Origin of the sequence: Serratia sp. 4542 (assembly GCF_016805595.1) — a bacterium.
GTDB classification, from domain to species: Bacteria; Pseudomonadota; Gammaproteobacteria; order Enterobacterales; family Enterobacteriaceae; genus Serratia; species Serratia nevei.
Genome location: NZ_RXKV01000004.1, coordinates 161486 through 186394 on the forward strand (window position 1 = coordinate 161486; position 24909 = coordinate 186394).

At 61.9% G+C, this 24909-nt stretch carries 24 protein-coding genes; 11 read left to right on the forward strand and 13 right to left on the reverse strand.

The window, feature by feature from the left end:
- Window positions 1-13 precede the first annotated feature (13 nt).
- Both puuR and puuD read right to left on the reverse strand, forming a co-directional pair.
- A complete protein-coding gene (gene puuR, locus EKL15_RS04750; RefSeq protein WP_049288046.1) occupies window positions 14-571 on the reverse strand; it encodes an HTH-type transcriptional regulator PuuR in 558 nt (185 codons plus the stop codon).
- Window positions 568-1329: a gamma-glutamyl-gamma-aminobutyrate hydrolase gene (gene puuD, locus EKL15_RS04755; protein WP_038877729.1), complete on the reverse strand. Its 762-nt coding sequence runs from the start codon at window positions 1327-1329 to the stop codon at window positions 568-570. Before puuD ends, puuR begins: the two co-directional genes overlap by 4 nt.
- A 219-nt stretch (window positions 1330-1548) precedes the next feature.
- On the opposite strand from puuD, the gene EKL15_RS04760 reads away from it, so the two are divergent.
- The 5 genes from EKL15_RS04760 to EKL15_RS04780 all read left to right on the forward strand — a co-directional run bounded on the left by EKL15_RS04760 (window position 1549) and on the right by EKL15_RS04780 (window position 7229).
- The gene (locus EKL15_RS04760; RefSeq protein WP_049296669.1) at window positions 1549-2967 is read left to right on the forward strand and encodes a glutamine synthetase family protein; all 1419 of its coding nucleotides are present in this window, start codon (window positions 1549-1551) and stop codon (window positions 2965-2967) included.
- Window positions 2968-3275: 308 nt separating this feature from the next.
- The gene (locus EKL15_RS04765; protein ID WP_203088965.1) at window positions 3276-4646 is read left to right on the forward strand and encodes an APC family permease; all 1371 of its coding nucleotides are present in this window, start codon (window positions 3276-3278) and stop codon (window positions 4644-4646) included.
- A gap of 91 nt (window positions 4647-4737) precedes the next feature.
- Window positions 4738-5631: an aromatic amino acid DMT transporter YddG gene (gene yddG, locus EKL15_RS04770; RefSeq protein ID WP_060419307.1), complete on the forward strand. Its 894-nt coding sequence runs from the start codon at window positions 4738-4740 to the stop codon at window positions 5629-5631.
- A gap of 73 nt (window positions 5632-5704) precedes the next feature.
- Entirely contained in the window at window positions 5705-5977 is a 273-nt protein-coding gene (locus EKL15_RS04775; RefSeq protein WP_049272745.1) for a hypothetical protein, read from the forward strand.
- Window positions 5978-6350: 373 nt separating this feature from the next.
- Window positions 6351-7229: a nucleoside-specific channel-forming protein Tsx gene (locus tag EKL15_RS04780; protein WP_203088974.1), complete on the forward strand. Its 879-nt coding sequence runs from the start codon at window positions 6351-6353 to the stop codon at window positions 7227-7229.
- A gap of 54 nt (window positions 7230-7283) precedes the next feature.
- Here the strand turns inward: EKL15_RS04780 and EKL15_RS04785 are convergent, their stop codons facing one another.
- The gene (locus EKL15_RS04785; protein WP_025160261.1) at window positions 7284-7463 is read right to left on the reverse strand and encodes a hypothetical protein; all 180 of its coding nucleotides are present in this window, start codon (window positions 7461-7463) and stop codon (window positions 7284-7286) included.
- 440 nt (window positions 7464-7903) lie between these two features.
- On the opposite strand from EKL15_RS04785, the gene EKL15_RS04790 reads away from it, so the two are divergent.
- Window positions 7904-8389: an anti-virulence regulator CigR family protein gene (locus EKL15_RS04790; protein WP_203088976.1), complete on the forward strand. Its 486-nt coding sequence runs from the start codon at window positions 7904-7906 to the stop codon at window positions 8387-8389.
- 114 nt (window positions 8390-8503) lie between these two features.
- Complete coding sequence (locus EKL15_RS04795; protein ID WP_203088978.1) at window positions 8504-9034, forward strand: chorismate mutase; 531 nt, start codon at window positions 8504-8506, stop codon at window positions 9032-9034.
- 3 nt (window positions 9035-9037) lie between these two features.
- Here the strand turns inward: EKL15_RS04795 and EKL15_RS04800 are convergent, their stop codons facing one another.
- The 4 genes from EKL15_RS04800 to hutC form a co-directional block, all read right to left on the reverse strand.
- Window positions 9038-10573 carry a serine hydrolase gene (locus EKL15_RS04800; RefSeq protein WP_102984796.1) on the reverse strand — a complete coding sequence of 512 codons (1536 nt, stop codon included), beginning with the start codon at window positions 10571-10573 and terminating at the stop codon, window positions 9038-9040.
- 244 nt (window positions 10574-10817) lie between these two features.
- On the reverse strand, window positions 10818-11621 hold the full coding sequence (hutG, locus tag EKL15_RS04805; RefSeq protein ID WP_100396304.1) for an N-formylglutamate deformylase: 804 nt from the start codon (window positions 11619-11621) through the stop codon (window positions 10818-10820).
- Window positions 11618-12841, reverse strand: coding sequence for an imidazolonepropionase (hutI, locus tag EKL15_RS04810; protein WP_100396305.1), 1224 nt, complete (start codon window positions 12839-12841; stop codon window positions 11618-11620). Before hutI ends, hutG begins: the two co-directional genes overlap by 4 nt.
- Window positions 12842-12998: 157 nt before the next feature.
- Window positions 12999-13754, reverse strand: a complete 756-nt coding sequence (gene hutC / locus EKL15_RS04815; RefSeq protein ID WP_033646346.1) for a histidine utilization repressor — start codon at window positions 13752-13754, stop codon at window positions 12999-13001.
- A 180-nt stretch (window positions 13755-13934) separates the two neighbouring features.
- Here hutC and EKL15_RS04820 point away from each other — a divergent pair, with 180 nt between their 5' ends.
- From EKL15_RS04820 to EKL15_RS04830, 3 genes are all read left to right on the forward strand, one after another.
- Window positions 13935-15305, forward strand: a complete 1371-nt coding sequence (locus tag EKL15_RS04820) for a formimidoylglutamate deiminase (RefSeq protein WP_197756465.1) — start codon at window positions 13935-13937, stop codon at window positions 15303-15305.
- Window positions 15305-15868 carry a HutD family protein gene (locus tag EKL15_RS04825; protein WP_203088987.1) on the forward strand — a complete coding sequence of 188 codons (564 nt, stop codon included), beginning with the start codon at window positions 15305-15307 and terminating at the stop codon, window positions 15866-15868. The genes EKL15_RS04820 and EKL15_RS04825 overlap by 1 nt, the downstream gene beginning before the upstream one ends.
- Window positions 15869-15940: 72 nt before the next feature.
- Window positions 15941-16942 (forward strand): LacI family DNA-binding transcriptional regulator, encoded by a 1002-nt coding sequence (locus EKL15_RS04830; RefSeq protein ID WP_049200376.1) that lies wholly within the window; start codon window positions 15941-15943, stop codon window positions 16940-16942.
- A 41-nt stretch (window positions 16943-16983) separates the two neighbouring features.
- Here EKL15_RS04830 and EKL15_RS04835 read toward each other — a convergent pair whose 3' ends face one another.
- The 5 genes from EKL15_RS04835 to EKL15_RS04855 all read right to left on the reverse strand — a co-directional run bounded on the left by EKL15_RS04835 (window position 16984) and on the right by EKL15_RS04855 (window position 22414).
- Window positions 16984-18426, reverse strand: coding sequence for a glycoside hydrolase family 32 protein (locus EKL15_RS04835; RefSeq protein WP_087763527.1), 1443 nt, complete (start codon window positions 18424-18426; stop codon window positions 16984-16986).
- Window positions 18423-19682 carry an MFS transporter gene (locus EKL15_RS04840; RefSeq protein ID WP_060419292.1) on the reverse strand — a complete coding sequence of 420 codons (1260 nt, stop codon included), beginning with the start codon at window positions 19680-19682 and terminating at the stop codon, window positions 18423-18425. Before EKL15_RS04840 ends, EKL15_RS04835 begins: the two co-directional genes overlap by 4 nt.
- A 168-nt stretch (window positions 19683-19850) precedes the next feature.
- Window positions 19851-21155, reverse strand: coding sequence for an MFS transporter (locus EKL15_RS04845; protein WP_087763526.1), 1305 nt, complete (start codon window positions 21153-21155; stop codon window positions 19851-19853).
- Window positions 21156-21245: 90 nt separating this feature from the next.
- Window positions 21246-21632, reverse strand: coding sequence for a GFA family protein (locus tag EKL15_RS04850; protein WP_049200385.1), 387 nt, complete (start codon window positions 21630-21632; stop codon window positions 21246-21248).
- Between the two features lie 83 nt (window positions 21633-21715).
- On the reverse strand, window positions 21716-22414 hold the full coding sequence (locus EKL15_RS04855; protein WP_033638266.1) for a DAPG hydrolase family protein: 699 nt from the start codon (window positions 22412-22414) through the stop codon (window positions 21716-21718).
- A gap of 93 nt (window positions 22415-22507) precedes the next feature.
- Between EKL15_RS04855 and EKL15_RS04860 the strand changes: the two genes are divergently transcribed.
- Window positions 22508-23152, forward strand: a complete 645-nt coding sequence (locus EKL15_RS04860; RefSeq protein ID WP_203088989.1) for a TetR/AcrR family transcriptional regulator — start codon at window positions 22508-22510, stop codon at window positions 23150-23152.
- 46 nt (window positions 23153-23198) lie between these two features.
- On the opposite strand, the gene pckA is transcribed toward EKL15_RS04860, so the two are convergent.
- Entirely contained in the window at window positions 23199-24818 is a 1620-nt protein-coding gene (pckA, locus tag EKL15_RS04865) for a phosphoenolpyruvate carboxykinase (ATP) (protein WP_087763523.1), read from the reverse strand.
- Window positions 24819-24909: the final 91 nt, after the last annotated feature.

Sequence of the window (24909 nt, forward strand, 5' to 3'; positions counted from 1 at the left end):
CTGGCTCCGTTGATCAGAATGTCGTCGGCGTATGGGCGCTGATAATCCGGCAAATGCGCGCCGACGTGTTGCTGAAACTGTGGGGGATGCCGGTATTGATGGCGTAGCTTTGCCCAGCCAACAGGTGATAGCTCTGGCCGTTGACCTGCAGCACCACTTCACCCTCCAGCAGCGTGCCGATCTCTTCCCCCTGATGCTTGATGCGCTCGCCGGTGGTGGTGCCCGGTTCGTAGGTCTCGATCATCATCGCCAGCGTGCGGTTCGGATCGCCGTTGTGGATAAGCTTCATCGAAACGCCCTGGCTGCCGATTTCGATCAGATCGTCACTGCCGATCACGATCTGCGGCTCCGTCGGTTTTTCCGGCTCGGCGAAAAACGCCGACAGCGACAGACCGTATACCGTCAGCAGCTTTTGCAGCGTGCTGATGGCCGGGCTGACCTTGTCCTGCTCGATAGTGCTGATGGCGCTGTGGGTTAACCCAGACAGTTCGGCGACCCGGCGCTGCGACAACCCTAATTGTTGACGGATCTGCGACAGACGTTTTCCCGGTGCCAAGCTGACGTCGCTCATGGGCGTTTTTCCTTTTGATAGTTCCGACAGGCGGTGATGAAACCATCAAACAACAGGCGCGACAGGGCGTACTCGTCGCTGTTCCACTCCGGGTGCCACTGCACGCCGAGCGCGAAAGGCTGATCGCGCACGCTGATCGCCTCTACCAGCCCGTCGGCGGCGTGCGCCTCGATGCGAACGCTCGCGCCCAGGGTTTTGGCACCCTGGCCGTGCAGCGAGTTCACCCAGAATCTGTTGCAATCCGGTATCAGTTGCGAAAGCAGCCCCCCTTCCTGAACGATGACTTCGTGGGCGGGGGCGTATTGCTGTTCCAGCGGCAGGTCGTGATCTTCACGGTGTTCCTGCAGCTCGGGCAGTTCGTACAGGCGGCGATGCAGGGTACCTTGGGTGGCGACCACCATCTCCTGCATGCCGCGGCAAATGGCGAAAAGGGGAATGCGCCTGTCGAACGCCTGGCGGATCAGCGCCAGGCTCAACGCGTCTCGGCCAGGATCGGCGTCAGGCTCATCGCCGTTTTCACCATAAAGGTGCGGCTGCACATTACTGGGGCTGCCCGGCAGCAAAATGCCGTCGAGGCGCGGCAGCAGTTCCGCCAGCATTTCCGGCTCTGCCAGCGCGTGCGGCAGGGCGATCGGCAAGCCGCCGGCGGTGATAACGGCATTCAGGTACTTTTCTTGCAAGGTCTGTGTGAGGTGCCCGTTTAACCTATACCTGCACATGACGACGCCGATGACTGGTCTGTTAAATATATTGTCCATGCTATCCCCTTGGTACGTTCGAAATTATGAACGATAAGCTTCTCCACCGCCGATTTCGTTCAATATTCTATAAATCTAGCAGTCGATTGGGCAATATTCAAACCAAAAGTAACACTTGCAAAACAAATTTGTTTCATCTACGTTTCATTTATGGGCATTATATTGAACAATACGGTCAATAAACATCGACGACAGCAAAACACAAACGGCGGGTGAACCATGCAGACCAACATCGTAGAAGTGGAAAACTTTGTTCAGCACAGTGAAGAGAGACGAAGTAGCGCGTTCCAGCGCGAAGTGAAGAAGTACCTGGAACGTTATCCGTTAACCCAACATGTCGACGTACTGTTGACCGATCTGAACGGCAGCTTCCGCGGCAAACGCATCCCGGTCGGCGGCCTAAGCAAGCTGGAGAAGGGCTGTTACTTCCCGGCGTCGGTATTTGCGATGGATATTCTCGGCAACGTCGTCGAAGAGGCCGGGCTGGGGCAGGAGCTGGGCGAGCCGGATCACGTGTGCGTGCCGGTGCCGGGCACGCTGACGCCGTCGGCGGCGGATCCGCAATATATTGCGCAGGTGCTGCTCACCATGCTGGATGAAGATGGCACTCCCTTTGACGTTGAACCGCGCAATGTGCTGAACCGAGTGTGGCAGCGTTTGCGTCAGCGCGGGCTTTCCCCCGTGGTAGCGGTAGAGTTGGAGTTCTATCTCATCGATCGTCAACGCGACGCAGAGGGCTATCTGCAGCCGCCGTGCGCGCCGGGCACGCAAGAGCGCAACACCCAAAGCCAGGTGTATTCCGTCGATAACCTGAACCATTTCGCCGACGTGCTGAGCGAGATCGACGAACTGGCTCGTTTGCAGGGCATTCCGGCGGACGGCGCGGTGGCGGAGGCGTCGCCGGGACAGTTCGAAGTCAACCTGCACCATACCGACGACGTGCTGCAGGCCTGCGATCACGCGCTGGCGCTGAAGCGGCTGGTGCGCATGGTGGCCGAGAACCACAACATGCAGGCCACCTTTATGGCCAAGCCGTATGAGGAGCACGCCGGCAGCGGCATGCATGTGCACATCAGCATGCTGAATGCGCAGGGCAACAACGTGTTCGCCGACGACGACGGCGAAGACTCGGCGCTGTTGAAACAGGCGCTGGCGGGCATGATCGCCCTGATGCCGTCTTCGATGGCGCTGCTGGCGCCGAACGTCAACGCCTACCGTCGCTTCCAGCCCGGCATGTACGTGCCGACCCAGGCCTCCTGGGGGCATAACAACCGCACCGTGGCGCTGCGCATTCCCTGCGGCGATCGCGACAACCACCGCGTGGAGTACCGCGTGGCGGGCGCCGACGCCAACCCTTATCTGGTGATGGCGACCATTCTGGCCGGCATCGTCTACGGCCTGGAAAGCGCGCTGCCGCTGCCTGAGCCGGTGACCGGCAACGGGCTGGAGCAGGACGGGCTGCCGTTCCCGATTCGCCAGAGCGACGCGCTGTACGAGTTCGAACATCAGCCGGTGCTCAATGCACTGCTGGGCGAACGCTTCAGCCATGTCTACCTGGCCTGCAAAACCGATGAGCTGGTGCAGTTCGAGCGCCTGATCACCGAAACCGAAATCGAGTGGATGCTGAAAAACGCCTGATCCCGCTCACCCTGCGACGACCGCGCGCGTCCGGCGCATTTCATCGGCTCTCCTGTGGCCGGTGAGGCTGCGCGCTGCGGTACAGAATTTCTTCTATCACGGCGTACAGGACGCCGACGAGGAAATAACCATGACTCAGTCATCTCCCTGCGCAGACGTTTGCCTGTGCCGCAGTGCCTACGGGCCGGTCGCCGGCCGCCCGACAGTGATCCCAACCCGTTTTTCCCGCCGCCTGAGCAGCAGTTTCCCCGCGGCCTCTCTGAATGACGTTGCACGGTTGACAGCAGAGGACCAAGAGGGGAAATGCCATGACGATTAAAGCCATCGACGGCGGCCCGGCGGACAAACCGCAGCTGCGCAAATCCCTCAAGCTGTGGCAGGTGGTGATGATGGGCCTGGCCTATCTGACGCCGATGACGGTGTTCGATACCTTCGGCATCGTCTCCGGCCTCACCGACGGCCATGTGCCGACCTCCTATCTGCTGGCGCTGGCCGGCGTGCTGTTCACCGCCATCAGCTACGGCAAACTGGTGCGCCAGTTTCCTACCGCCGGCTCTGCCTACACCTATGCGCAGAAGGCGATCAACCCGCACGTCGGTTTTCTGGTGGGGTGGTCATCGTTGCTCGATTATCTGTTCCTGCCGATGATCAACACGCTGCTGGCGAAGATTTACCTGACCGCGCTGTTCCCGGAAGTGCCGCCCTGGGTGTGGGTGGTGGGCTTCGTTATCCTGATTACCGCCATCAACCTGAAAAGCGTCAATCTGGTGGCCAACTTCAATACCCTGTTCGTACTGGCGCAGGTGGCGATCATTCTGGTGTTCATCTACCTGGTGGTGCGCGGCCTGCACAACGGCGAGGGGATGGGCACGGTGTGGAGCCTGCGGCCGTTCCTCAGCGAGAATGCGCATCTGCTGCCGATCATTACCGGCGCCACTATCCTGTGCTTCTCGTTCCTCGGCTTCGATGCGGTCACCACGCTGTGTGAAGAGACGCCCGACGCCGCCAAGGTGATCCCGCGCGCCATCTTCCTGACCGCGCTGTACGGCGGGGTGATCTTTATCAGCGTGTCGTTCTTTATTCAGCTGTTTTTCCCGTCCATTCAACGCTTCCACCAGCCCGACGCGGCACTGCCGGAGATCGCGCTGTACGTCGGCGGCAAGCTGTTCCAGTCGATCTTCCTGTGCGTGACCTTCATCAACACGCTGGCCTCCGGCCTGGCGTCGCACGCCAGCGTGTCGCGCCTGCTGTACGTGATGGGGCGCGATAACGTGTTCCCGGAGAAGTTCTTCGGCTACATCCACCCTAAATGGCGCACGCCGGCGCTCAACGTGCTGATGGTCGGGCTGGTGGCGCTGTCTGCGCTGTCGTTCGATCTGGTGACCGCCACGGCGCTGATCAACTTTGGTGCGCTGGTGGCCTTTACCTTCGTCAACCTGTCGGTCATCAGCCACTTCTTCATTCGCGAAGGGCGCAACAAAAGCTGGAAGGATCGCTTCAACTTCCTGTTCCTGCCGCTGGTGGGGGCGCTGACGGTGGGGGTGCTGTGGCTGAACCTGGAGAAGAGCTCGCTGACTATGGGGCTTATCTGGGCGACGCTGGGCTTCGGCTATTTGGCCTGGTTGACCCGGCGTTTTCGCCAGCCGCCGCCGCAGCTCGAGCGGCAGCCGCAGCAATAAAATCACAGGCGGGAGTTTCCCGCCTTTCTTTTTGGCGCGTGCGGCAGTAGAGTGAAAAAACTGATAAAAAATAACCCATTGGATCCGCCTTATGCCCGCTTTGCCCTCGCGTACCCGCGCCACGCTGTTCGGTTTATTGGCCATTGTGCTGTGGAGCAGCGTCGTCGGCCTGATCCGCAGCGTCAGCGAAGGGCTGGGGCCGATCGGCGGCGCGGCGATGATCTACAGCGTCAGCGCGGTGTTTTTGCTGGTGGCGCTCGGCGTGCCGAAATGGCGCAGCTTTCCGCGGCCTTATCTCATCGTCGGCAGCCTGCTGTTCGTCAGCTATGAGATCTGCCTGTCGCTGTCGCTCGGCTACGCCAATACCCGCCTGCAGGCGATAGAAGTGGGCATGATCAACTACCTGTGGCCCTGTTTCACCGTGCTGATGGCGTTGGCGCTCAACGGGCAAAAGGCCAAATGGTGGCTGCTGCCGGGGCTGCTGCTGTCGCTGTTCGGCATCGGCTGGATCATGAGCGGCGAGGGCGGCTGGTCACCGGCGCAAATGCTGGCCAACGTGCGCAGCAATCCGCTCAGCTACGGGCTGGCGTTCAGCGGCGCAGTGATCTGGGCGCTGTACTGCAACCTGACCAAGAAGATCGCCCAGGGCAGCAACGGCGTGGTGCTGTTTATCGTGCTGACCGCGCTGGCGCTGTGGCTTAAATATGCCTTCAGCGCGGAAAGCGGCATGCAGTTCAGCCTCGGCGTGATCGTGACGCTGCTGTGCGCCGGGGTGGCGATGGGGGCGGGGTATGCCGCCTGGAACGTCGGCATTCTGCACGGCAACATGACGCTGCTGGCCACCGTCTCTTATTTTACCCCGGTGCTGTCGGCGGTGTTCGCCGCGCTGGTGTTGCACACCTCGCTAACCGCCAATTTCTGGCAGGGCGTGGCGATGGTGACGCTCGGCTCGCTGATCTGTTGGCGGGCAACCCGTGGAAATTAACGGAAATTATCCGCCGTCGGCGCAATGTTGAACTAGAATTTAACTAGCCATGTTGCCTGAAGGAACGACGACGATGAGAAGCGACATTCAATTTATTCAACAACCCGAAATCGACGCGCATCACTATGAACGCGGCGATACCGTGCGCCTGACCACGGCGAATCTGCGGCATGAATATCAGCTCGACGTTTATATTTTGCGCCGCGACGACAAGCTGATTTACGGTTCCGTCGTTGCGGCGGCGCCCAAGACCGACATACCGGTCGCCAGCTGGGAGGTGAAAAACGGCGAGGAGGTGGCGTTCCGCCAGGAAAACATCGCCAAGGCGGTGCCGGCGGTGAACTGATTTCGCTTTGCGTATTTTCTGTTGATTTTGATGAAGGCCGGCGTTCATGCGTCGGCTTTTTCTTTTCCACGTCGCGATAATGGGCAGGTGACGCCTTGATGACGGTTGGCTCAAAAACTGCGCTAAAAATCGATGTGCATGACTAAAATCACAGCGAATGTGAATTTGCATGAAACATAATTTGACAAATGTGAACGCAATCGATTACCTATTCGCGAAATGCGTAACTGGATCACAGATTCTTACAGTCAGTGGTTTCTATAATGCGCGCGTCATCCGAGTTTCTGTGTGAAGACAACGCCAGGTGTCGGCAGACTCATTGTCATCTTTTCTAAACGGGCAGGAAATGGCCCTTTAAGCATGTGGTAATAAAATGAAAAAAATAGCTCTCGCAGCAGGTGTACTGCTCGCAGCGTCTTACAGTGCATCATCAATGGCTGATAGCAAAGACAGTCAATATGTCTCCGACTGGTGGCACCAGAGCGTCAACGTGGTGGGCAGCTACCACACTCGCTTCGGGCCGCAGCTGAATAACGACGTGTATCTCGAATACGAAGCCTTCGCCAAGAAAGACTGGTTCGATTTCTACGGTTACGTTGACGTGCCGAAGTTCTTCGGCGTGGGCAACACCCCGGATCGCGGCATCTGGAACAAAGGCTCCCCGCTGTTTATGGAGATTGAACCGCGCTTCTCCATCGACAAGCTGACCGGCACCGATCTGAGCTTCGGGCCGTTCAAAGAGTGGTACTTCGCCAACAACTACATCTATGATCTGGGCCACAACGCCGACGGCCGTCAAAACACCTGGTACATGGGTCTGGGCACCGATATCGACACCGGCCTGCCGATGAGTCTGTCGATGAACATCTATGCCAAATACCAGTGGGAAAACTACCAGGCTGCCAACGAGAACAGCTGGGACGGTTACCGCTTCAAGGTGAAATACTTCGTGCCGCTGACCCAGGTGTGGGGCGGCAACCTGAGCTACATCGGCTTCACCAACTTCGACTTTGGTTCCGATCTGGGCAAGGACAGTGGTAACGCGATCAACGGCAAACAGATGCGCACCGGCAACTCGATCGCCTCCAGCCATATTTTGGCGCTGAACTACGATCACTGGCACTATTCTTTCGTGGCGCGTTATTTCCATAACGGCGGCCAGTGGCAGGATGGCGCGGATATCGGCACCCCGCAGGGCCCGATCAAGTCTACCGGTTGGGGTTATTACCTCGTGGTCGGTTATAACTTCTGATTTTCCGTGTTATCAGAAACAGAAAACCCCGCCTGGCGGGGTTTTTTTTCGTCATCACTGGGCTTGTTCGACCGGGAGATGCTTCACCGGCATAAACAGCCTGCCTTTGATCACGTGACATTCATTATTTATCCAACTAATGATTTGTTCACGGCTGACGCCTTCCGACTGCGCGTAACGATGAAGATCGCCGTTAAAGTGTCGAGTGATGTATTCCATGAGGGTCATTTGCACGTCTTTTGCTCCTGAACGCCCACCCGTTGCCAGCCTGGCCACCGCGGGAGGTTGAGGTTTCTCAGACAGCGAATGTAAATTATCGGCAACTAAATCTCAACATAAAGCACCTTATCAGGGCGACGGGGCGGGAAAAAGAATCCCGCACGGAGAGGCGGGAAGTGTTCGCTATTATCATTATGGATGATAAGAATAAGATTTGAGGTGCGACGAAAAAGAGCACGCTAACTCTTTTTTGTTACCTTCCCACGCTAGCGTAAGGCTTATTTTTCTTCAAGAAAAATCTGAGGTAAGTATCGGCATTTTCGAGGCGTTTTGCGTTAAAACAAGATTTTGGCGCGTCTGCCGTCTCGCGCGTCATCATCTCGGAGTTTTCCTTATACTTCGTCCGGGAAAGGCCCGCTATAGTCAATAGAGTCACCCACGCAGGAATACACAACATGAACAAACGTCGTACGACCCTCACGGTGTTGGCGCTGATCGCGTCGCTGGGGTTGTCATCCGCTCCGGCTCTGGCCGATAAGGGCGGCAATGGTAACGGCAACGGTAATGGCCATGGCAACAGCGGCAATAACGGTAACCATGGCAATAACGGTAACAAAGGCAATAAAGACCATTATGATAACGGCGTTTATCGTAACGACGACAATCTGATCACCGTCAACCTCTCGCGCGATCGCGCCCGTGCGCTGGCGCACAACTATGGCCTGACCGGCTACCGTTCGTTGCCGCCGGGCATCGCCAAGAATCTGGCGCGCGGTAAACCGCTGCCGCCGGGCATCGCAAAAAAAATGGTGCCGCGCTCTATGCTGCGTGAGCTGCCGCAGTACCCGGGGTATGAGTGGCGTATCGCCGGCGACGATCTGGTGCTGGTCGCACTCAGCACCGCGATTGTGGCCTCCGTCATCAACGGCGTGTTCGACTAACGCCTGTCGAGCGTTATCGGGCCTCGCTGCGGCGGGGCCTTTTTATTTGCCAGCGCGGGGCGGACGTGGTGAACTTTAGGCCTGACGTTTTCACCGCATCATAAGGGAGGTGCCATGTTCAGGGCGTTATTGATAGCCTGTTTTTTGACCAGTTTTCCGGCGTTGGCGGACGGCGCCGCCGCTCTCGGGGAGCTGGTGAACCAACGGCTGTCGTTGATGAAGGACGTTGCCGGTTACAAGGCCCAGCAGCATTTGCCGATCGAAGACCTGGCGCAGGAGGCGAAGGTGTTGGCCAGTGCGCAGGCGGAGGCGGGGCGTTTGGGGCTTGAGCCCGCGTCGGTGCGGCCTTTTATCGCCGCGCAGATGGACGCCGCCAAGGCGATTCAGTATCGCTATCGCGCCGACTGGCTGGCGAGCCCGGAAACCGGTTGGCAGCCGCGCCCGTTGGCGCAGGTGCGCCCGCAGATTGCGCGGTTGAGCAGCCAGATATTGCAACGGCTGGCGGAGCGGCTGCGCGCCGGCCCGCTTGGCGAGGCGGATCGGGCGGCGTTTATGGCGTCCGTGGATCAGGTGAACCTCAGCGCCGCCGACAAACGGCGGCTGGCGGATGCGCTGCTGGCGGTCAAAACCGGCAGCGCAGGCTGAGCGTCAGTCGCGGCCGACGGTGCTGCGGCGGAAGGTCAGCATCCGGCTGCGGTTGGCGATGAGATCCACGTTGTAACCGCGGAAATAGAGGCAAAAGCGTTTTAACCACGGGCCGTCCTGGCACTCTACCAGCATGCGGCCCTGGCCGAGCGGGCTGAGCGTACCGCTCTGCGCCGCCGGGCCGACGCCGATATGCACCCGATCGCCACGAATTTCAAAGGCGGTGCGATAGTGCGGGTGATACCACAGCCCCTGCACATGCTTCAGGCAGTCGCCGTTGGCCGTGACCGGCAGAAAACGGCGCGCCACATGCCCGACTTCGCCCTCGACCGCTTCGCCGGTCCACTTCAATTTGATTGGCATATGGGCGGACAGCGACACCGCGTACCCGTCCTCGCCCTGATACAGCGGTTCACCGCTGCCCAGATAGGCCAGGTTGCCGTCTTTAACCTCCAGCCAGTGCGGCTCGGCCAGCGTGGCGTAGAGGCCGTCGGGGATCGCCGTGCTGCGCTGCGGCAAAGGTTCGCCCAGCAGCGCCGCCATCACCTGCAAAGCCATACCGAAACTGTCGCAGTCTTCGCGGTTGGCGACCAACGCGACGCCGACCTGGCGATCGGGCGCCAGCAGGAAATAGGTTTTGTAACCGGCGTGGGAACCGCCGTGGCCGAGCAAGCGGCGGCGGCCCAGCGGGGTTTGCGCCAGCCCCAGGCCATAGGCGCTGAGCTGGCCCTGATTGAGGCGGCGCGGGGCGCCGAGTTGTGCCAGCACGCCCTGGCCGGGGCCCTCGTCGGCCAGCAGCGTTTGCAGCCAGCGGGTGAGGGCGTGGAGGCTGCCGGTCAGGCTACCGGAGGCGGAAAGGTGCAGGCCGGCGCTGGCGTGTTGCCAGCCCTGCGGCGCCCGCCAGTAACCCGGCACCAACCCCGGCACCACGTCGAACCAGCTTTCCGGCGCTTGCATCTGCACCTGCAGCGGCCGGGCGATGTGCTGTTGCACCAGTTGGTCGAAATCATACCCTTTGCTACGCAGCGCGGCCTCCAGCAGCCGATAGCCGGTATTGCTGTAGGCGATCTCGCTGCCGGCTTCGTAGTTCAACTTCTCCAGCCCTTCGACAAACTGCATGACCGGCTGCGCCTCGCTGACGGCGTGCAGCGAGATGCCGAGCAAGCCGAGCGTTTCGCGCACGTCGGGCAGGCCGCCGGTCATGTCCAGCGCCTGGCCGACGGTGACGTCCGCCAGCGCAGGCTGCAGGGTGGGCAGCAGTTCGCCCAGGCGCTGTTCGAGCCGAATGGCGCGACCGGTGGCGTTCAGCGCCAGCGCGGCGAAGATATGTTTGGTCACGGAGGCGTAGCGCACCACGCTGTCGACGGTGAAGGGGGTATTCTGCGCCAGATCGGCCAGGCCGGCGCAGGCGGTGGCGCGGAGTTGTTCGGCGTCAAACAGGGTGATGGCGCCGCCGGGTTCGCCACGCCGTTGCCAGCCGGCCAGCAATTGTTCGGCGAGGGCGCCGGCAGCGCGCCAGTTTAACGGTGTTACAGACATAGGGCCTCCAGAGTGATGGTTCGAAACGGGCCAGCTCGGCCACACGCCGCCCGGCGCTGACGATGAGCGCGGGCTTTTCGGCTGATTGTGGCGCAGTGCGTTTTTCGTCGGCCGCTGTTTTGTGCGCTGTTTAGACCAGTCAGTGGGGAATCACGCGAAACTTTGATATAGCGCGCAGATTGCGGCTGACGTTGCGGTTAAAGGCAGGGGGAAAAACAGGCGCCCGGCGGCGCCTGCAGAGGGATCAGTTGAGTTTGGCGGCGCCGTCCAGCAGGCCTTCAATCATCTGCTTGAGCAGGCGCTGCAGTGAGGCGGCGCGCTGCGGTTCGAACGCGTAAGGATACTGTTCGGACATGTAGTTCACCTGCGCCAGTTCGAGCTGGATCGCATGCTGTTGCTGCTGCGGCTGCCCGTAGGCGCGGGTGATGTAACCGCCCTTGAAGCGGCCGTTCAGCACGTGGGTATACTGCTGTTGCTGCTTGCAGCAGGCGACCAGCCGATCGCTCAGCGCCTGGGCGCAGCTTTCGCCGCCGTTGGTGCCGAGGTTGAGATCCGGCAGCTGGCCGTCGAACAGCCGCGGGATCACCGAGGCGATGGAGTGTGCGTCGAACAGCAGCGCATAGCCGTGCCGCGCTTTGAGGCGTGCCAGTTCGTCCTGCAGCTGCTGATGATAAGGCTGCCAAATCTGCTGCAGATAGCCGGCGCGTTCTGCGTCCGTCGGCGCTTTGCCCGGCAGGAAGCTTGGGCGGCCGTCGAACAGCACGTCGGGATACAGGCCGGTGGTGGCGGTGGTGTACAGCGGCTTGTCGTCCGCCGGGCGGTTCAGATCGATGACGAAGCGCGAATAGTTGCCGACCAGCACGCTGGCACCCATCGCCCGTGCGAAGTCGTACAGCTGCGGAATGTGCCAGTCGGTATCGGGCAGCGGGCGGGCGTCGTCGGTCAGCCCGGCCTCGACCGCCGGCGTCAGTTGCGTGCCGGCGTGCGGGATGCTGATCAGCAGCGGCAGGCTGCCGCTCTGGAAGCTAAAAGGATCGCGAATGGTCATTGACGTACTTCTCCTCGGAAAATCACCGTACAGGGCAGCTGGCCGCCCAACCAATAAGCCAGTTCCGCCGGCCGCGACAGCGGCCAGTGAACGAAGTCCGCCACCTTGCCGGTTTCCAACGTGCCGTGGCTGTGTTGCAGCCCCAGCGCTTTGGCGGCGTGGGTGGTAACGCCCGCCAGCGCTTCTTCCGGCGTCAGGCGGAACAGCGTGCAGGCCATGTTGATCATCAGGCGCAGCGACAGCGCCGGCGAGGTGCCGGGGTTGGCGTCGCTGGCGATCGCCATCGCCACGTGGTGCTTGCGGAACAGCTCTACCGGCGGGCACTGGGTTTCGCGCAGCAGGTAATAGGCGCCGGGCAGCAGCACCGCCACGGTGCCGGCATCGCCCATGGCGCGGGCATCTTGTTCGGTGGCGTATTCGAGATGGTCGGCGGAGAGCGCGTGATGGCGCGCCGCCAGCGTGCTGCCGCCGAGGGCGGAGAGCTGCTCGGCGTGCAGCTTGACCGGCAGCCCGGCGGCCTCGGCGGCGGCGAAGACTCGCTCCACCTGCGCCGGTGAGAACGCCAGATGTTCGCAGAAGGCGTCAACCGCATCCGCCAGCCCGGCGGCGGCCGCCTGCGGAATGATGGTATCGCAGACCAGATTGATGTAGTCGTCGGCGCGGTTGGTGTATTCCGGCGGCAGCGCATGGGCCGCCAGACAGGTGGTTTTCACCTCGACCGGCTGCAGCTCGCCCAACTTGCGCGCCACCCGCAGCATCTTCAGTTCGCTCTCCGGGCTGAGGCCGTAACCGGATTTGATCTCCACGCAGGTGACGCCTTCCGCCAGCAGCGGCCGCAGGCGGAACAGCGCCTGCTCCAGCAGCAGCGCCTCGTCGGCCTCGCGGGTGGCTTTCACGGTGGAAATGATGCCGCCGCCCTGCGCGGCAATGTCGGCGTAGCTCACGCCGTTCAGCCGCTGTTCGAACTCGCCGCTGCGGTTGCCGCCGAACACCAGGTGCGTGTGGCAGTCAACAAAGCCGGGGGTAATGATGCCGCCGTCGAATTTCACCGTTTCGTCCGCGATCAGGCCGGGCGGCAGCGCCGCATGTTCGCCAATCCAGACGATCTTGCCGTCGCGTACGGCGATCGCGCCGTCGGTCAGGGTGTGATAGTTGCCGTCGCGCATGGTGACGATATCGGCGCCGTGCCACAGGCTGTCACAGTGAATCTCAGACGTCATTGCTTTCCTCCGCCGGAGCCGCAGCTCCCACATGGTTGTATATACAATCAAAAACAACCTAACGCATTCACCGGGATGTCACAAGAGGCGGGAGAGATTTTGTTATCAGGATGTGATCGACAGCGGAGATGCGGGCGCAGGGCGCGCCCGCCGGGAATCAGACTTCGCTGGTGAAGCGGCCGAACAGTTGATAACGGCTGCCGGGGTACAGCAGCCGGGCCGAGGTCACCACGGTTTTGCCGGACCAGGTGCGGCGATGGATCAGCAGGCCGGGTTCGTGGTCTTCCAGCTGCAGCAGCTCGCGCTCGCGCCGGGTAGGGATCACCGCTTCGACGATGTGTTCGCCGGCGGTCAGCGGCGCGGCCTGCGTCAGATAGGTGTAAGGCGTGACGCGGTCGAAATCCTGCTTCAGGTAATCCGGCGCCACCAGCGGGTTGACGCAGCGGTCTTCCACCTGCACCGGCACATCGTTTTCGTAATGCACGATCTGCGAGTAGAACAGCCGTTGGCCGGGCTGAATGCCCAATGCCGTCGCTTCTTCTTCGCTGGCCGCTCGGGCCTTCAGCTCGAGGATCTTGCTGCTGTGGCGATGGCCGCGCGCGGCGATCTCATCGGCGATGTTGTGCACTTCCAGCAGCGCGGTATGCGCTTTGGCTTCGGCGACGAAGGTGCCGACGCCCTGCATGCGAATCAAAAAACCTTCGCTGGTCAGCTCGCGCAGCGCGCGGTTGATGGTCATGCGGCTGACGCCCAGTTCCGCCACCAGTTCACTTTCGGAGGGCACGCGCTGGTGCGGTTGCCAATGCCCCGCACGGATTTGATTCACGATCGCCTGTTTGACCCGTTGGTAGATCGGGGCGGGGGCATCGCTCATTGCAGCCGCCAGTTGTAACACGGTCTGTTGTTCAGCCACGACGTTAACCTCGTCAAATAAAAAAATAATAACACCAGTTTACTGTTGATGTCGGCGTATGTATATGTATATACAACTAGTGGCCGTCGCGCCAGAAACTTGCCGGCGACTGCCAAAAATTCCTGAATGCGCGCCATCGCCGCGCCTCATTCGCCGTTACACCAACAGTGGAATACTGCCATGCCTGCTTATTTTGCCCCACGCGCTTTGCTCCCTGAGGGCTGGGCGCATAACGTCCGGCTGGACGTCGATGCGCAAGGTTATCTGACTCAAGTTACCGCCGACGCTGAACCGCAAGGCTGCATCCGGCTGCACGGCGATGCGGTGCCGGGCATGCCGAACCTGCACTCCCACGCTTTCCAGCGCGCGATGGCCGGGCTGGCGGAAGTGGCGGGCAACCCGCAGGACAGCTTCTGGACCTGGCGCGATCTGATGTACCGCCTGGTGCAGCGCCTGACGCCGGAGCAGGTGGAGGTGGTCGCCCGTCAACTGTATATCGAAATGCTCAAGGGCGGATACACCCAGGTGGCCGAATTCCACTACCTGCATCACGACGCCGACGGTAAGCCTTACGCCGATCGCGGTGAAATGACCGGCCGCCTCAGCGAAGCCGCGCATCAGGCCGGCATCGGCATGACGATGCTACCGGTGCTGTACAGCTACGCCGGTTTCGGCGCGCAGCCGGCGCAGCCGGGGCAGAAACGTTTTATCCAGGATACCGAAAGCTATCTGCACCAGCAGCAGGTGATTGCCCGCCAGCTGGCGGATCGTCCGTTGCAGAATCAGGGGCTGTGCTTCCATTCGCTGCGAGCGGTGGAGCTGGGCCAGATGCAGCAGATTTTGGCCGCGTCGGATCGCACTTTGCCGGTGCATATTCATATCGCCGAGCAACAAAAAGAGGTGAACGACTGCCTGGCGTGGAGCGGGCAACGCCCGGTGGCCTGGCTGTATGACCATCTGCCGGTCGATCAGCGCTGGTGTCTGGTGCATGCCACCCATCTGGATCGCGATGAGCTGGAAGCGCTGGCGCGTAGCCGCGCGGTGGCCGGCCTGTGCCTGACCACCGAAGCCAACCTCGGCGACGGCATTTTCCCCGGCGACGCTTACCTGCAGCAGCAGGGGCGCTGGGGCATCGGTTCCGACAGCCACGTTTCGCTCAACGTGGTGGAAGAGCTGCGCTGGTTCGAATACGGCCAGCGGCTGCGCGATCAGCGCCGCAACCGTCTGACGACGCCGGAACAGTCGGCGGTGGGCGATGTGCTGTACTCGCAGGCGCTGCAGGGCGGCGCGCAGGCGTGCGGCGCGCCGATCGGCCGGTTGCAGAGCGGCTATCGCGCCGACTGGCTGGTGCTGGACGGCGACGACCCGTATCTGGCGGCGGCGCCGGACGCCTCGATCCTCAACCGCTGGCTGTTCGCCGGCGGCAAAGAGCAAATTCGCGACGTGTTCGTCGGCGGCCGGCAGGTGATCGAGCAGGGGCGGCACGCGCTGCAGCAGCAGAGCAGCGCCGAGTTCCTGCAGGTGTTGAAAACCTTTCAGCAGGAGGCGTAATGAGCCTGACCCGTTTTAGCTTCGCCGCGCTGCCGGTCAGCCCGTGGCGCAACGGCGGTGGGGAAACCCGTGAAATCGTCAGCTGGCCCCCGGGCGCGCAGGATTTTGACTGGCGCGCCAGCATCGCTACCATCGCGCAGGACGGGCCGTTTTCCGCCTTTACGGGCATCGACCGCTCGATCACTTTGCTGGAAGGCGACGGCGTGCGGCTGTTCAGCGCCGGGCATATCGACCATCAATTGGCTCACGTCGGGGAACCGTTCGCGTTCTCCGGCGACGTGGCGCTGGAAGCGACGCTGCTGGGCGGCGCCAGTCAGGATTTCAACATCATGACGCGCCGTGGCCGACAGGCGGCCGAGGTGCGGCGCAGCACGGCACCCGTCACCCTGCCATCCCACCAGGCGGGCGTGCTGTATGTGCTGAGCGGGCTCTGGTCGCTGCCGGGGGGCGGCGAACTGCGGGCGCGCGAGGGCGTCTGGTGGGCGGCGCAGGCGGCGGGCGGTGAAGTGGCGCCGCTGACGGCCGACGGCGCTCTCCTGTGGGCGAACATCACAGCCTGCTAACGCAGAGTAGAGTCCTGCGCCAGGTTATGGGATTATTCACTTTTTCCCATTAATCATCATAAAGAAGGGCGCATGGCTTCGCTGAAAGACGTCGCAAAACTTGCCGGAGTCTCGTTGATGACGGTGTCCCGCGCCATCAATGAACCCGGCAAGCTGCGGCCGGAAACCTACCGCCGCGTCAAACAGGCTATCGACCAGTTGGACTACGTGCCGGATCTGTCGGCGCGGCGTATTCGCGGTGACGGAAATCGCGTACAGACGCTCGGCGTGCTGGCGCTGGACACCGCCACGACGCCGTTCTCGGTGGAAATGATCCTGTCGATTGAGAAAACCGCGCGCGAGCGAGGCTGGAACAGCTTCGTCGTCAACCTGTTTGCCGACGACAACGCCGAACAGACCGTCGATCTGCTGCTGGCGCATCGTCCGGATGGGGTGATCTTCACCACGATGGGGCTGCGTGAGGTGACATTGCCGGCCAAACTGTTGGACAAAAAGCTGGTGCTGGCCAACTGCGTCAGCCCGGCGCATTCGATCGCCAGCTACATTCCTGATGACGAGCAAGGGCAGTATGACGCCACGCGCGCGCTGATCGCCAAAGGCTATCGCGCGCCACTGTGCATTCATTTACCGGCGGATACGCTGGCGGCGGGCCTGCGCCGCCGCGGTCTGGAACGCGCCTGGCGCGAAGCGGGGCGCGATGTTGAACAGCTGCGGCAGTATCATCTCGATCTGAGCGGCGGCGACCAAAGCTATCGCGACTGCGTCGCGCTGCTGGAGCGGCATTTCTCTGCAGGCAGGCGCGATTGCGATGTCGTGGTGTGCGGGAACGATCGGATAGCCTTTCTGGTGTATCAGGTATTGCTGGCACAAGGATGGCGGATACCGCAACAGGTAGCGGTGCTGGGTTACGACAATATGGTCGGCACCGGCGAGCTGTTCCTGCCGGCATTGACGACGGTGCAGCTGCCGCATTACGAGCTGGGCCGCCTTGCGGCGCTGCATGTGATTGAGCAGCGGGAGCAGCGTGAGACAGTGAAAGTGCCTTGCCCGCTGTTGGAGCGTGGTTCGCTGTAAGCGCACCGGGCGCGTCGCTGCGCGCCCGGTGCTCATTCCCATTATCCCCAGAGGCTTGCCAACTGCCATCCCATGATGGGCTCAAACTGTGCCTGGCCGCCTTCGGCGAACAGGCGGAGGCGGCGATCGCCCGCCGTCGGATAAATTCGGCTGGTCAGGCAGGCCTGCCCCTGATTGACGAAGATCTCCAGCGATGAGCGGTCAATGAAGATCCGTAGCGACAGACTGTCATCTTCTGGCAGCGGCACGCTGCGGCAGGTGCACAGGGCGGGGTTTTCATGAAAACGTTCCAGCACCAGCCGGTGCGCCTGATTGTCGACGAACAGCCGCGCCGCACTCCCGATGGCCAGCCCGTAGCGCTCGGCGTCGTTGTCGGCCGGTCTCAACGTCAGGGTGAGTTCCTGCACGTCATCCGTCAGCGGCAGATGCTGATTGGTCAGCGTCTGTGCCAAAAAGGTGTGCGATTCTCGGCGCAGCGCCGTCAGTTCACGCGCCGGGTTCATGCGGACGCTGCCGTCGGCGGCCAGCGTCAGCTCACGCGGCAGGCTGAGGGCGCCGGCCCAACGGTGCGCTTTGCTGGGCATTGGGGATTCCCACATATCCATCCAGGCAAACAGCAGCCGACGGCCGTCGGCGGCGGTGAAGGTCTGCGGCGCATAGAAATCGTGGCCGGCATCCAGCTCGCAGAAGGGTTGGGTCACCCTAAAGTCGCTGTCAGGCCGCCAGTGGCCGAGCAGATAGCCGCTCTGGAAGCGATTGCGGTAGCGGTAGCCCTGTGCCGCCAGCCCCTGCGGCGAGAACAACAACAGGTGTTGTTCCCCCAGCGGGAAGAAATCCGGGCATTCCCACATATACCCTTGATGCGCCGCCTGCGCGCCGGCCAGCACCCGATCGAAGCGCCAGGCGCGCAGATCTGCAGAACGGTACAGGCGCACCTGGCCCAGGCCGTTTTCTTTGGCACCGACCACCAGCCACCATTCGCCGCTCTCGCGCCAGACTTTCGGATCGCGGAAATGCTGAATGCCGTCCGGCGCGGCCAGCACCGGCCCGTGCTTGACGAAGCGTATACCGTCTTCGCTGGTGGCGAGACATTGCACTTCCCGCACCTGGCTGTCGTCGCCGGGCTCGCCCAGCCACACGTGGCCGGTGTAAATCAGCGTCAGCACGCCGTTGTCATCCACGGCACAGCCGGAAAAGCAACCGTCTTTGTCATAGGGCGCATCGGGTGCCAGGGCGATAGGCTGGTGCTGCCAGCGGATCAGATCGCGGCTGATCGCGTGCCCCCAGTGCATGGGGCCCCAGTGCTCGCTATAGGGGTGATGCTGGAAGAAGGCATGATAGACGCCGTCAATACAGATCAGGCCGTTGGGATCGTTGATCCAGCCGGCGGGCGGCGCGAGATGGAACTGCGGGTAGTATTCGTCTCGGCGTTCTGCGCGCAGGGCTTCGACCGCATGGTCGGCTTGAGCTAAGGCAGTGTTCATTGGACAGACTCACTTGATTTAATGGCGGATTGAAAGGGGGCTGCGCTGGCGGAACGTTCGCCGCGCAGCAGGAAACAGGAGACAAGCGTCGTGGCGGCGACCGCGCACCCCATCAGCAGATAGGTGTCGGCAAAGCCGATGCGGTCATAACCGTAGCCCGCCAGCGGCGACAGGAAGCTGGCCATCACCTGGGTGATGAACTGAAAGCCCACCAGGTAAAGCGTTGAGGAGAGGCGACTGTCGAAGCGGCTGGCGATGTATTTGAAGATAGCGATCAGCAGGATCGGCAACTCTACGGCGTGCAGCAGTTTCATGGCGGAGATCATCAATGCGCCGCTGACCAAGCCTGAGCCGAACATGCGCAGCGCCATCACGCCACCGGCCAGCAGCAGCCCCTGTTTGGCGCCGATGCGGTTCACCAGCAGCGGCGCCAGGAACATGCCGCCGGCTTCGAGGAAGACCTGCAGCGAGTTGAGGAAGCCGTACATCTCGTTGCCCTGTTCGCGAGAAGCGAACTGCGAGGCGAAGTAGACCGAAAATTGCTGATCGAAAACGTTGTACACGCTGATACCGAGCACAAACACCACCAGCGCCCAGAAGCCCGGCATACGCAGCAGCGCCAGCGCATCCTGCAGCCGCAGATTTTCCGGTTTGCCGAACGCCAGGCCGGCCATGGCGTTCGGCTTCAGCTCGCGCACCTGGCTGAGCAGCAACAGGAATACCACGGCGGCGGCGGAGGCCAGCCAGAAATTGATGTTCGGATCGATATTGAAGATAAAACCGGCCAAAAAGGTGGCGCTGGCCCAGCCGAGCGATCCCCACATGCGGGCGCGGCCGAATTCGAAACCGCTGATGCGGCTGACTCGCTCGGTATAAGATTCCAGCGCGCCGATGCCGGCGAAGAAGGTGGCGCCGATAAATACCCCGCCGACCAGCGCGCCGAGCGGCAGGCTGCTGGCCAGCAGCGGGGCGTAAACGTAGATAAAGAACGGGCCGGTCAGCAGCAGCATTACGCCGAGAAACTGCAGCAGGTGCTTGCGCAGCCCAAGTTTGTCCTGAATAAACCCGTACAGTGGCTGTGCGCACAGCGCCACCAACGAGATAGCGGAGAAGATCAGGCCGGTCTCGGCGCCTTTCAGGCCGATCTTCTGATTCAGCCACAGTGAGATCAGCGAAAAGCTGGAAGACCAGGTGAAGAAAAAGAAGAACAGCAGGCCGCTGAGCAGCACGTAATATTTTTTAGTTTCGCGGTTCATGGGTAGGGCCCCGGTGAGTGAAGTTAGCTCTATTGTTAACGTTAACTCGCAAGGGGATGAAGCTAGCAGATATCACGCGTGCGATGTTAATCACAAAAGTTAACGTTAACATTTTGGCGTTGTGATCGAGGTCACGAGTTGGTAAGGGGGCGATGTGCCCCCGGAGGATTAACGTTCGTTCAGCGAGCGCAGATGGTCGTCGCGGTGCAGCGTCATCAGCGCAAACAGGCTGACCACCGAGGTGGCGACCACGTAGTAGGCGGGAATGTCGATATTACCGGTCTGTTTGATGAGGCCGGTGATAATCAGCCCGGCCGAGCCGGAAAACACCGCATTGGACAGCGAGTAAGCCAGCCCCAAGCCGGTATAGCGCACCCGGGTCGGGAACATCTCCGCCAGCATCGCCGGGCCGGGGCCGGCCAGCAGGCCGACCACGGCACCGGCGATCATGACCGCCAGCCCTTTGGCCCACAGTGAACTCTGCGCATCCTGCAACAGGTGCAGCAGCGGGAAGGTGAACAGGATCACCGCCGCCACTGCCGTCAGCATCACCGTTTTACGCCCCAGTTTGTCGCTGATGATGCCCGCCGGCAGAATGGTCAGGGCGAAGCCGACGTTGGCCAGCACCGTCGCCACCAGCGCCTGCTGGAAGGTGGCGTGCAATGAAGTTTGCAAATAGGAAGGCATCACCACCAGGAAGGTATAGCCGGCGGCCGACCAGCCCATCATGCGGCCGATGCCGATCAGAATGGTTTTCACCACGCCGCCCAGCTTCGCTTCCGGCGGCGCTGCGGCGTGCTCCGCATGTTGCTGCGCCTGGGTGAACGTGGGCGTTTCCTCGAGCTTGAGCCGCAGCCACAGCGCCATGGCGCCCATCGGCAGCGCCAGCAGGAAGGGAATACGCCAGCCCCAGTCATGCAGCTGCTGCACGCTGAGCAGCGCGGCCAGCAGCGCCACCAGCCCAGCCCCGGCCAGCAGGCCGAGCGCGACGGTCAGCGACTGCCAGGCGCCGAACAGCCCACGCTTGCCCTTCGGGGCGAACTCGGTCATCAGCGACACGGCGCCGCCGAATTCGCCGCCGGCGAACAGCCCCTGAAACATGCGCAGCAGCGTCAGCAGCAGCGGGGCGGCGACGCCGATCGAGGCATAGGTCGGCATGACGCCGATCAGCGCGGTGGCCAGCGTCATCAGCAGCAGAACCGCAATCAGCGTCGGGCGACGGCCGATGCGATCGCCGATGCGGCCGAAGATCACCGCGCCGATCGGCCGACAGAAGAACGCCAGCGCGAAGGCGGCGTAGGTGAGGATCAGGCTGGTGATTTCGTTTTCACCCTGCAGCGTGAAAAAATTGGCGGCGATAACGGTGGCCAGGAACCCGTACACCCCGAACTCGTACCATTCGATAAAGTTGCCGACCGAGCCGGCCAGTAACGCCTGACGCGAGCGGCGCGCGTCGAGAGTCTGTTGATTCATCCCCGTTCCCATACTTTTGAATTATTGTTCGTCAGTTCTAAATTTATACGACAAAACAATCAATTGATTTCAGCGGGAACTGTGAGGCGCTCAGCGCCTGCCGTCGATACGCCACCATTCGGGGCAAACATCGGCGAATGCATGTGAGGTCGGGCGCAGCTCCGGTAGATCGGCCCGATCGAAGCTGCCGGTGGCCAGCGCCACCGTCGGTTCGTCGTCGATCGCCCCCAGCGTGCTGCCGCAGCGCGGGCAAAAGGCGCGGCTGGAATAGGGTGAAGAACGGTAGAGTGTGGGTATGCCGCCCGGGCCGTTCCACTCGATGGCCTGACGCGGAAATTCGACCCAACAGAGCGTCGGCGCGCCGGAGTGGCGGCGGCAAAAATCGCAGGAACAGCTGTGCGGATTGCCAGGCAGGCCGTGCGCCTGAAAGCGAATATGCCCGCACAGGCAGCCGCCGCTATAGCTGGGGTTTTCCATGAGTTCTCCGTCATAAACGCGGGAATGGCGATGAAAATCACTATAGCGGCATCGCGAAAAATTAACAGGTCTCCGCTGACGCATTACCAGAGCAACGGTGCAGGTTCGCGGCCGTTTTCGGCGTAGTACAGCGACGGCAGGAACTGCGCCAGATAGCTGAACTCGTTGTAGCAGTGGCGCATCAGGTTAAAGCCGATGTCGTCCGGCAGCTCGTCGTGGGCGTTGGCGCAGGCTTTGCCCAGCAGGAAGCGGCTGCGCAGCACGCAGCCATAGGGCGTGTCGCGCACCAGGTGCAGCATCTCCCCGTCGCAGGGATCGCCGTTGTCATCCAGCGCCACCTGGTCACCGAAGCCGATGCGCGCGCAAACGGCGGCGGAGAGCGCCTGCGCGTCGCGAGCCTGGCGCAGCGGCTGCGGCGCGAAGAAATCCTCGGCGGCGTGAAACTTGAGGCGCGCCGCGACCGGCGGCAGCTCCGCCAACCACTCGACCGCTTCGATACTGGCGCCGACGTAGCTTTCCCCCTTTTTCCAGTGGCGATCCCAGCCGCGGTGTTCGACGTGATCGTGCGGGTGCCACCAGTTGATATGCTGAGTCGTTTCGAAGAAGGTGAACCACCAGTCCAGCATGCGCCCTTTGCAGCCGTGCAGGTCGGTGCGAACCGCGACGGTCAGCAGGCCGTCGGCGCTGCGGCTCAGTCCCATCTCCAGCCGCAGCGGTTCGGGCCTGAGCAACTCGTTGATATCGTTAACGCCCCACGGCGCCAGCAGGGAAGGATGTGTCATAATGGGTTCCTTTTTTATTTTGGAAACGAATTGTGTTTCCAAAATAAGGCTATGCCGCTATGCTGTGTCTGTCAACGCTTGTGAGGAATAAATATGGCAAACCGGAATGAAGAACCGCTGCGTGCTCGCGGCCGGCCGGCCACGCCGGAAACGGCGCTGCGCGCGGCGCTGGTTCAGGCGACGTTGGCACTGCTGATCGACGGTGGCTATGCCGCGGCGACGGTGGATGCGGTGGCGAAACGCGCCGGGGTGGCTAAAAAAACCCTGTATCGCTTTGCCGCCAACCGCGACGAACTGGTGGCGCAGGCGGTAAGCGGTTGGACCGAGGCGTTTCAGCCGGCCTTCGCCCAGGATGCCGGGCAGCGGGCGGCGGTTGCGCCGCTGTTGGAAAAAGGGCTGCAGGCCATCGCGCAGCAGGTGCTGAGTGCGGAAGCGGTGGGCATGTTCCGGCTGCTGCAAAGCGAATTTCCGGGGCGCGAGGGGCTGCTGGACAGCTACCAGCGCAACGGTATTCAGCGCGGCCGGGCGACGGTGGCGGACTGGCTGCAGCGCCAGCAGCAGTGCGGGTGGCTGCGTGAGCGCGACTGGGCGCAAACCAGCGACCTGCTGTTGGCGATGACCATCGCCGAACCGCTGCGGCAGATGACGCTGGGGCTGTTGCCGCCGGGCAGCGCGATCGACGAGCGCATCGCGGCGGCGGTGGCGCTGGTAATGCCAGGTTTGCTGGAAGAGGAGTGAAAACAAAAAAGGGCCGACGAATCGGCCCTTGAGCGGGAGAATGCCGTTACCGTTTAGGCCCGGCGTTCACCAGTTTTTCGCCCGCCGGGGTGACGGTATATTTGGCGAAGTTATCGATAAAGCGCTGCGCCAGATCCTGCGCCTTCTCCTGCCACAGCGATTCGTCGGCATAGGTTTTGCGCGGATCGAGAATCGACGGATCGACGCCCGGCAGCGCGGTCGGCACTGCCAGCCCGAAGATCGGCAGCGTGAAGGTCTCGGCCTGCTCAATATCGCCATTCAGAATGGCGTCGATGATGCCGCGCGTATCTTTGATCGAGATACGTTTGCCGCTGCCGTTCCAGCCGGTGTTGACCAGGTAAGCCTGGGCGCCGGCGGCCTCCATGCGTTTCACCAGCACTTCGGCATACTGCGTCGGGTGCAGCGTCAGGAACGCGGCGCCGAAGCAGGCGGAGAAGGTCGGCGTCGGCGCGGTGATGCCGCGCTCGGTGCCGGCCAGCTTGGCGGTGAAGCCGGACAGGAAGTGGTACTGGGTCTGCTCAGGCGTCAGGCGCGATACCGGCGGCAGTACGCCGAAGGCGTCGGCGGTCAGGAAGATGATCTTGCGCGCATGGCCGGCTTTGGACACCGGTTTGACGATGTTCTCGATGTGATAAATCGGATAGGAGACGCGGGTGTTCTCGGTTTTGCTGGCGTCGTCGAAGTCGATGCTGCCGTCGGCCAGCACGGTGACGTTTTCCAGCAGCGCATCGCGGCGGATCGCCTGATAGATTTCCGGCTCCGCCTGCGGCGACAGCTTGATGGTCTTGGCGTAGCAGCCGCCTTCGAAGTTGAACACGCCGTCGTCGTCCCAGCCGTGCTCGTCATCGCCGATCAGCTGGCGCTTCGGATCGGTGGAGAGGGTGGTTTTGCCGGTGCCGGACAGGCCGAAGAACACCGCCACGTCGCCTTGCTCGCCGACGTTGGCCGAGCAATGCATCGAGGCGATGCCCTTCAGCGGCAGCAGGTAGTTCATGATCGAGAACAGGCCTTTCTTCATCTCGCCGCCGTACCAGGTGCCGCCGATCAGCTGCATGCGTTCCGTCAGGTTGAAGGCGACGAAGTTCTCCGAATGCAGCCCTTGCTGCTGCCAGTCCGGGTTGGTGCATTTGGCGCCGTTCATCACCACGAAGTCCGGCTCGAAGTCTGCCAGTTCGGCGTCGCTCGGGCGAATAAACATGTTTTTCACGAAGTGCGCCTGCCAGGCCACCTCGGTGATGAAACGCACTTTCAGGCGCGTGTCGGCGTTGGCGCCGCAGAACGCGTCCACCACGAACAGACGCTTGCCGGAGAGCTGGTTGCCCACTAGCGTTTTCAGATGCTGCCAGACTTCCGGGGAGAGCGGCTGGTTGTCGTTCTTGCCGGTGCCGTTGTCCGACCACCAGACGGTATCGCGCGTGGTGTCGTCGCGCACGATGTATTTGTCCTTCGGCGAACGGCCGGTGAATTCACCGGTCGCGACGTTGACCGCGCCCAGCTGGGTGAGGGTGCCGCGTTCCAGCGGCGGCAGGTCGGCGCGGGTCTCTTCGGCGAACAGTAATTCATAGCTGGGGTTATAGACGACGTCGGCGGCCTGATGAATGCCGTAGCGAGCGAGGGTTTGTGGGGTAACAGCGCGTGAAGACATATTCTACTTCCTTATGAGTCATATTATGCCTCTTTCCCGTGCGGTGCCGCGCGCAGGATTAAGGTTCGGATCAAGCTGACCGGATTCAGCT

Coding starts and splice junctions, on each gene's coding strand:
- hutG (WP_100396304.1), bottom strand. CDS start 11,621: ATGACCATTCGCGATCCTTTTAGCTTCCAGAGCGGCAGCCTGCCGCTG.
- EKL15_RS04840 (WP_060419292.1), bottom strand. CDS start 19,682: ATGAACCGCGAAACTAAAAAATATTACGTGCTGCTCAGCGGCCTGCTG.
- pckA (WP_087763523.1), bottom strand. CDS start 24,818: ATGTCTTCACGCGCTGTTACCCCACAAACCCTCGCTCGCTACGGCATT.
- hutI (WP_100396305.1), bottom strand. CDS start 12,841: ATGACGTCTGAGATTCACTGTGACAGCCTGTGGCACGGCGCCGATATC.
- EKL15_RS04790 (WP_203088976.1), top strand. CDS start 7,904: ATGAACAAACGTCGTACGACCCTCACGGTGTTGGCGCTGATCGCGTCG.
- EKL15_RS04820 (WP_197756465.1), top strand. CDS start 13,935: ATGCCTGCTTATTTTGCCCCACGCGCTTTGCTCCCTGAGGGCTGGGCG.
- EKL15_RS04825 (WP_203088987.1), top strand. CDS start 15,305: ATGAGCCTGACCCGTTTTAGCTTCGCCGCGCTGCCGGTCAGCCCGTGG.
- EKL15_RS04830 (WP_049200376.1), top strand. CDS start 15,941: ATGGCTTCGCTGAAAGACGTCGCAAAACTTGCCGGAGTCTCGTTGATG.
- yddG (WP_060419307.1), top strand. CDS start 4,738: ATGCCCGCTTTGCCCTCGCGTACCCGCGCCACGCTGTTCGGTTTATTG.
- EKL15_RS04780 (WP_203088974.1), top strand. CDS start 6,351: ATGAAAAAAATAGCTCTCGCAGCAGGTGTACTGCTCGCAGCGTCTTAC.
- EKL15_RS04795 (WP_203088978.1), top strand. CDS start 8,504: ATGTTCAGGGCGTTATTGATAGCCTGTTTTTTGACCAGTTTTCCGGCG.
- EKL15_RS04850 (WP_049200385.1), bottom strand. CDS start 21,632: ATGGAAAACCCCAGCTATAGCGGCGGCTGCCTGTGCGGGCATATTCGC.
- EKL15_RS04855 (WP_033638266.1), bottom strand. CDS start 22,414: ATGACACATCCTTCCCTGCTGGCGCCGTGGGGCGTTAACGATATCAAC.
- EKL15_RS04765 (WP_203088965.1), top strand. CDS start 3,276: ATGACGATTAAAGCCATCGACGGCGGCCCGGCGGACAAACCGCAGCTG.
- puuR (WP_049288046.1), bottom strand. CDS start 571: ATGAGCGACGTCAGCTTGGCACCGGGAAAACGTCTGTCGCAGATCCGT.
- EKL15_RS04835 (WP_087763527.1), bottom strand. CDS start 18,426: ATGAACACTGCCTTAGCTCAAGCCGACCATGCGGTCGAAGCCCTGCGC.
- puuD (WP_038877729.1), bottom strand. CDS start 1,329: ATGGACAATATATTTAACAGACCAGTCATCGGCGTCGTCATGTGCAGG.
- EKL15_RS04800 (WP_102984796.1), bottom strand. CDS start 10,573: ATGTCTGTAACACCGTTAAACTGGCGCGCTGCCGGCGCCCTCGCCGAA.
- EKL15_RS04775 (WP_049272745.1), top strand. CDS start 5,705: ATGAGAAGCGACATTCAATTTATTCAACAACCCGAAATCGACGCGCAT.
- EKL15_RS04845 (WP_087763526.1), bottom strand. CDS start 21,155: ATGAATCAACAGACTCTCGACGCGCGCCGCTCGCGTCAGGCGTTACTG.
- EKL15_RS04760 (WP_049296669.1), top strand. CDS start 1,549: ATGCAGACCAACATCGTAGAAGTGGAAAACTTTGTTCAGCACAGTGAA.
- EKL15_RS04860 (WP_203088989.1), top strand. CDS start 22,508: ATGGCAAACCGGAATGAAGAACCGCTGCGTGCTCGCGGCCGGCCGGCC.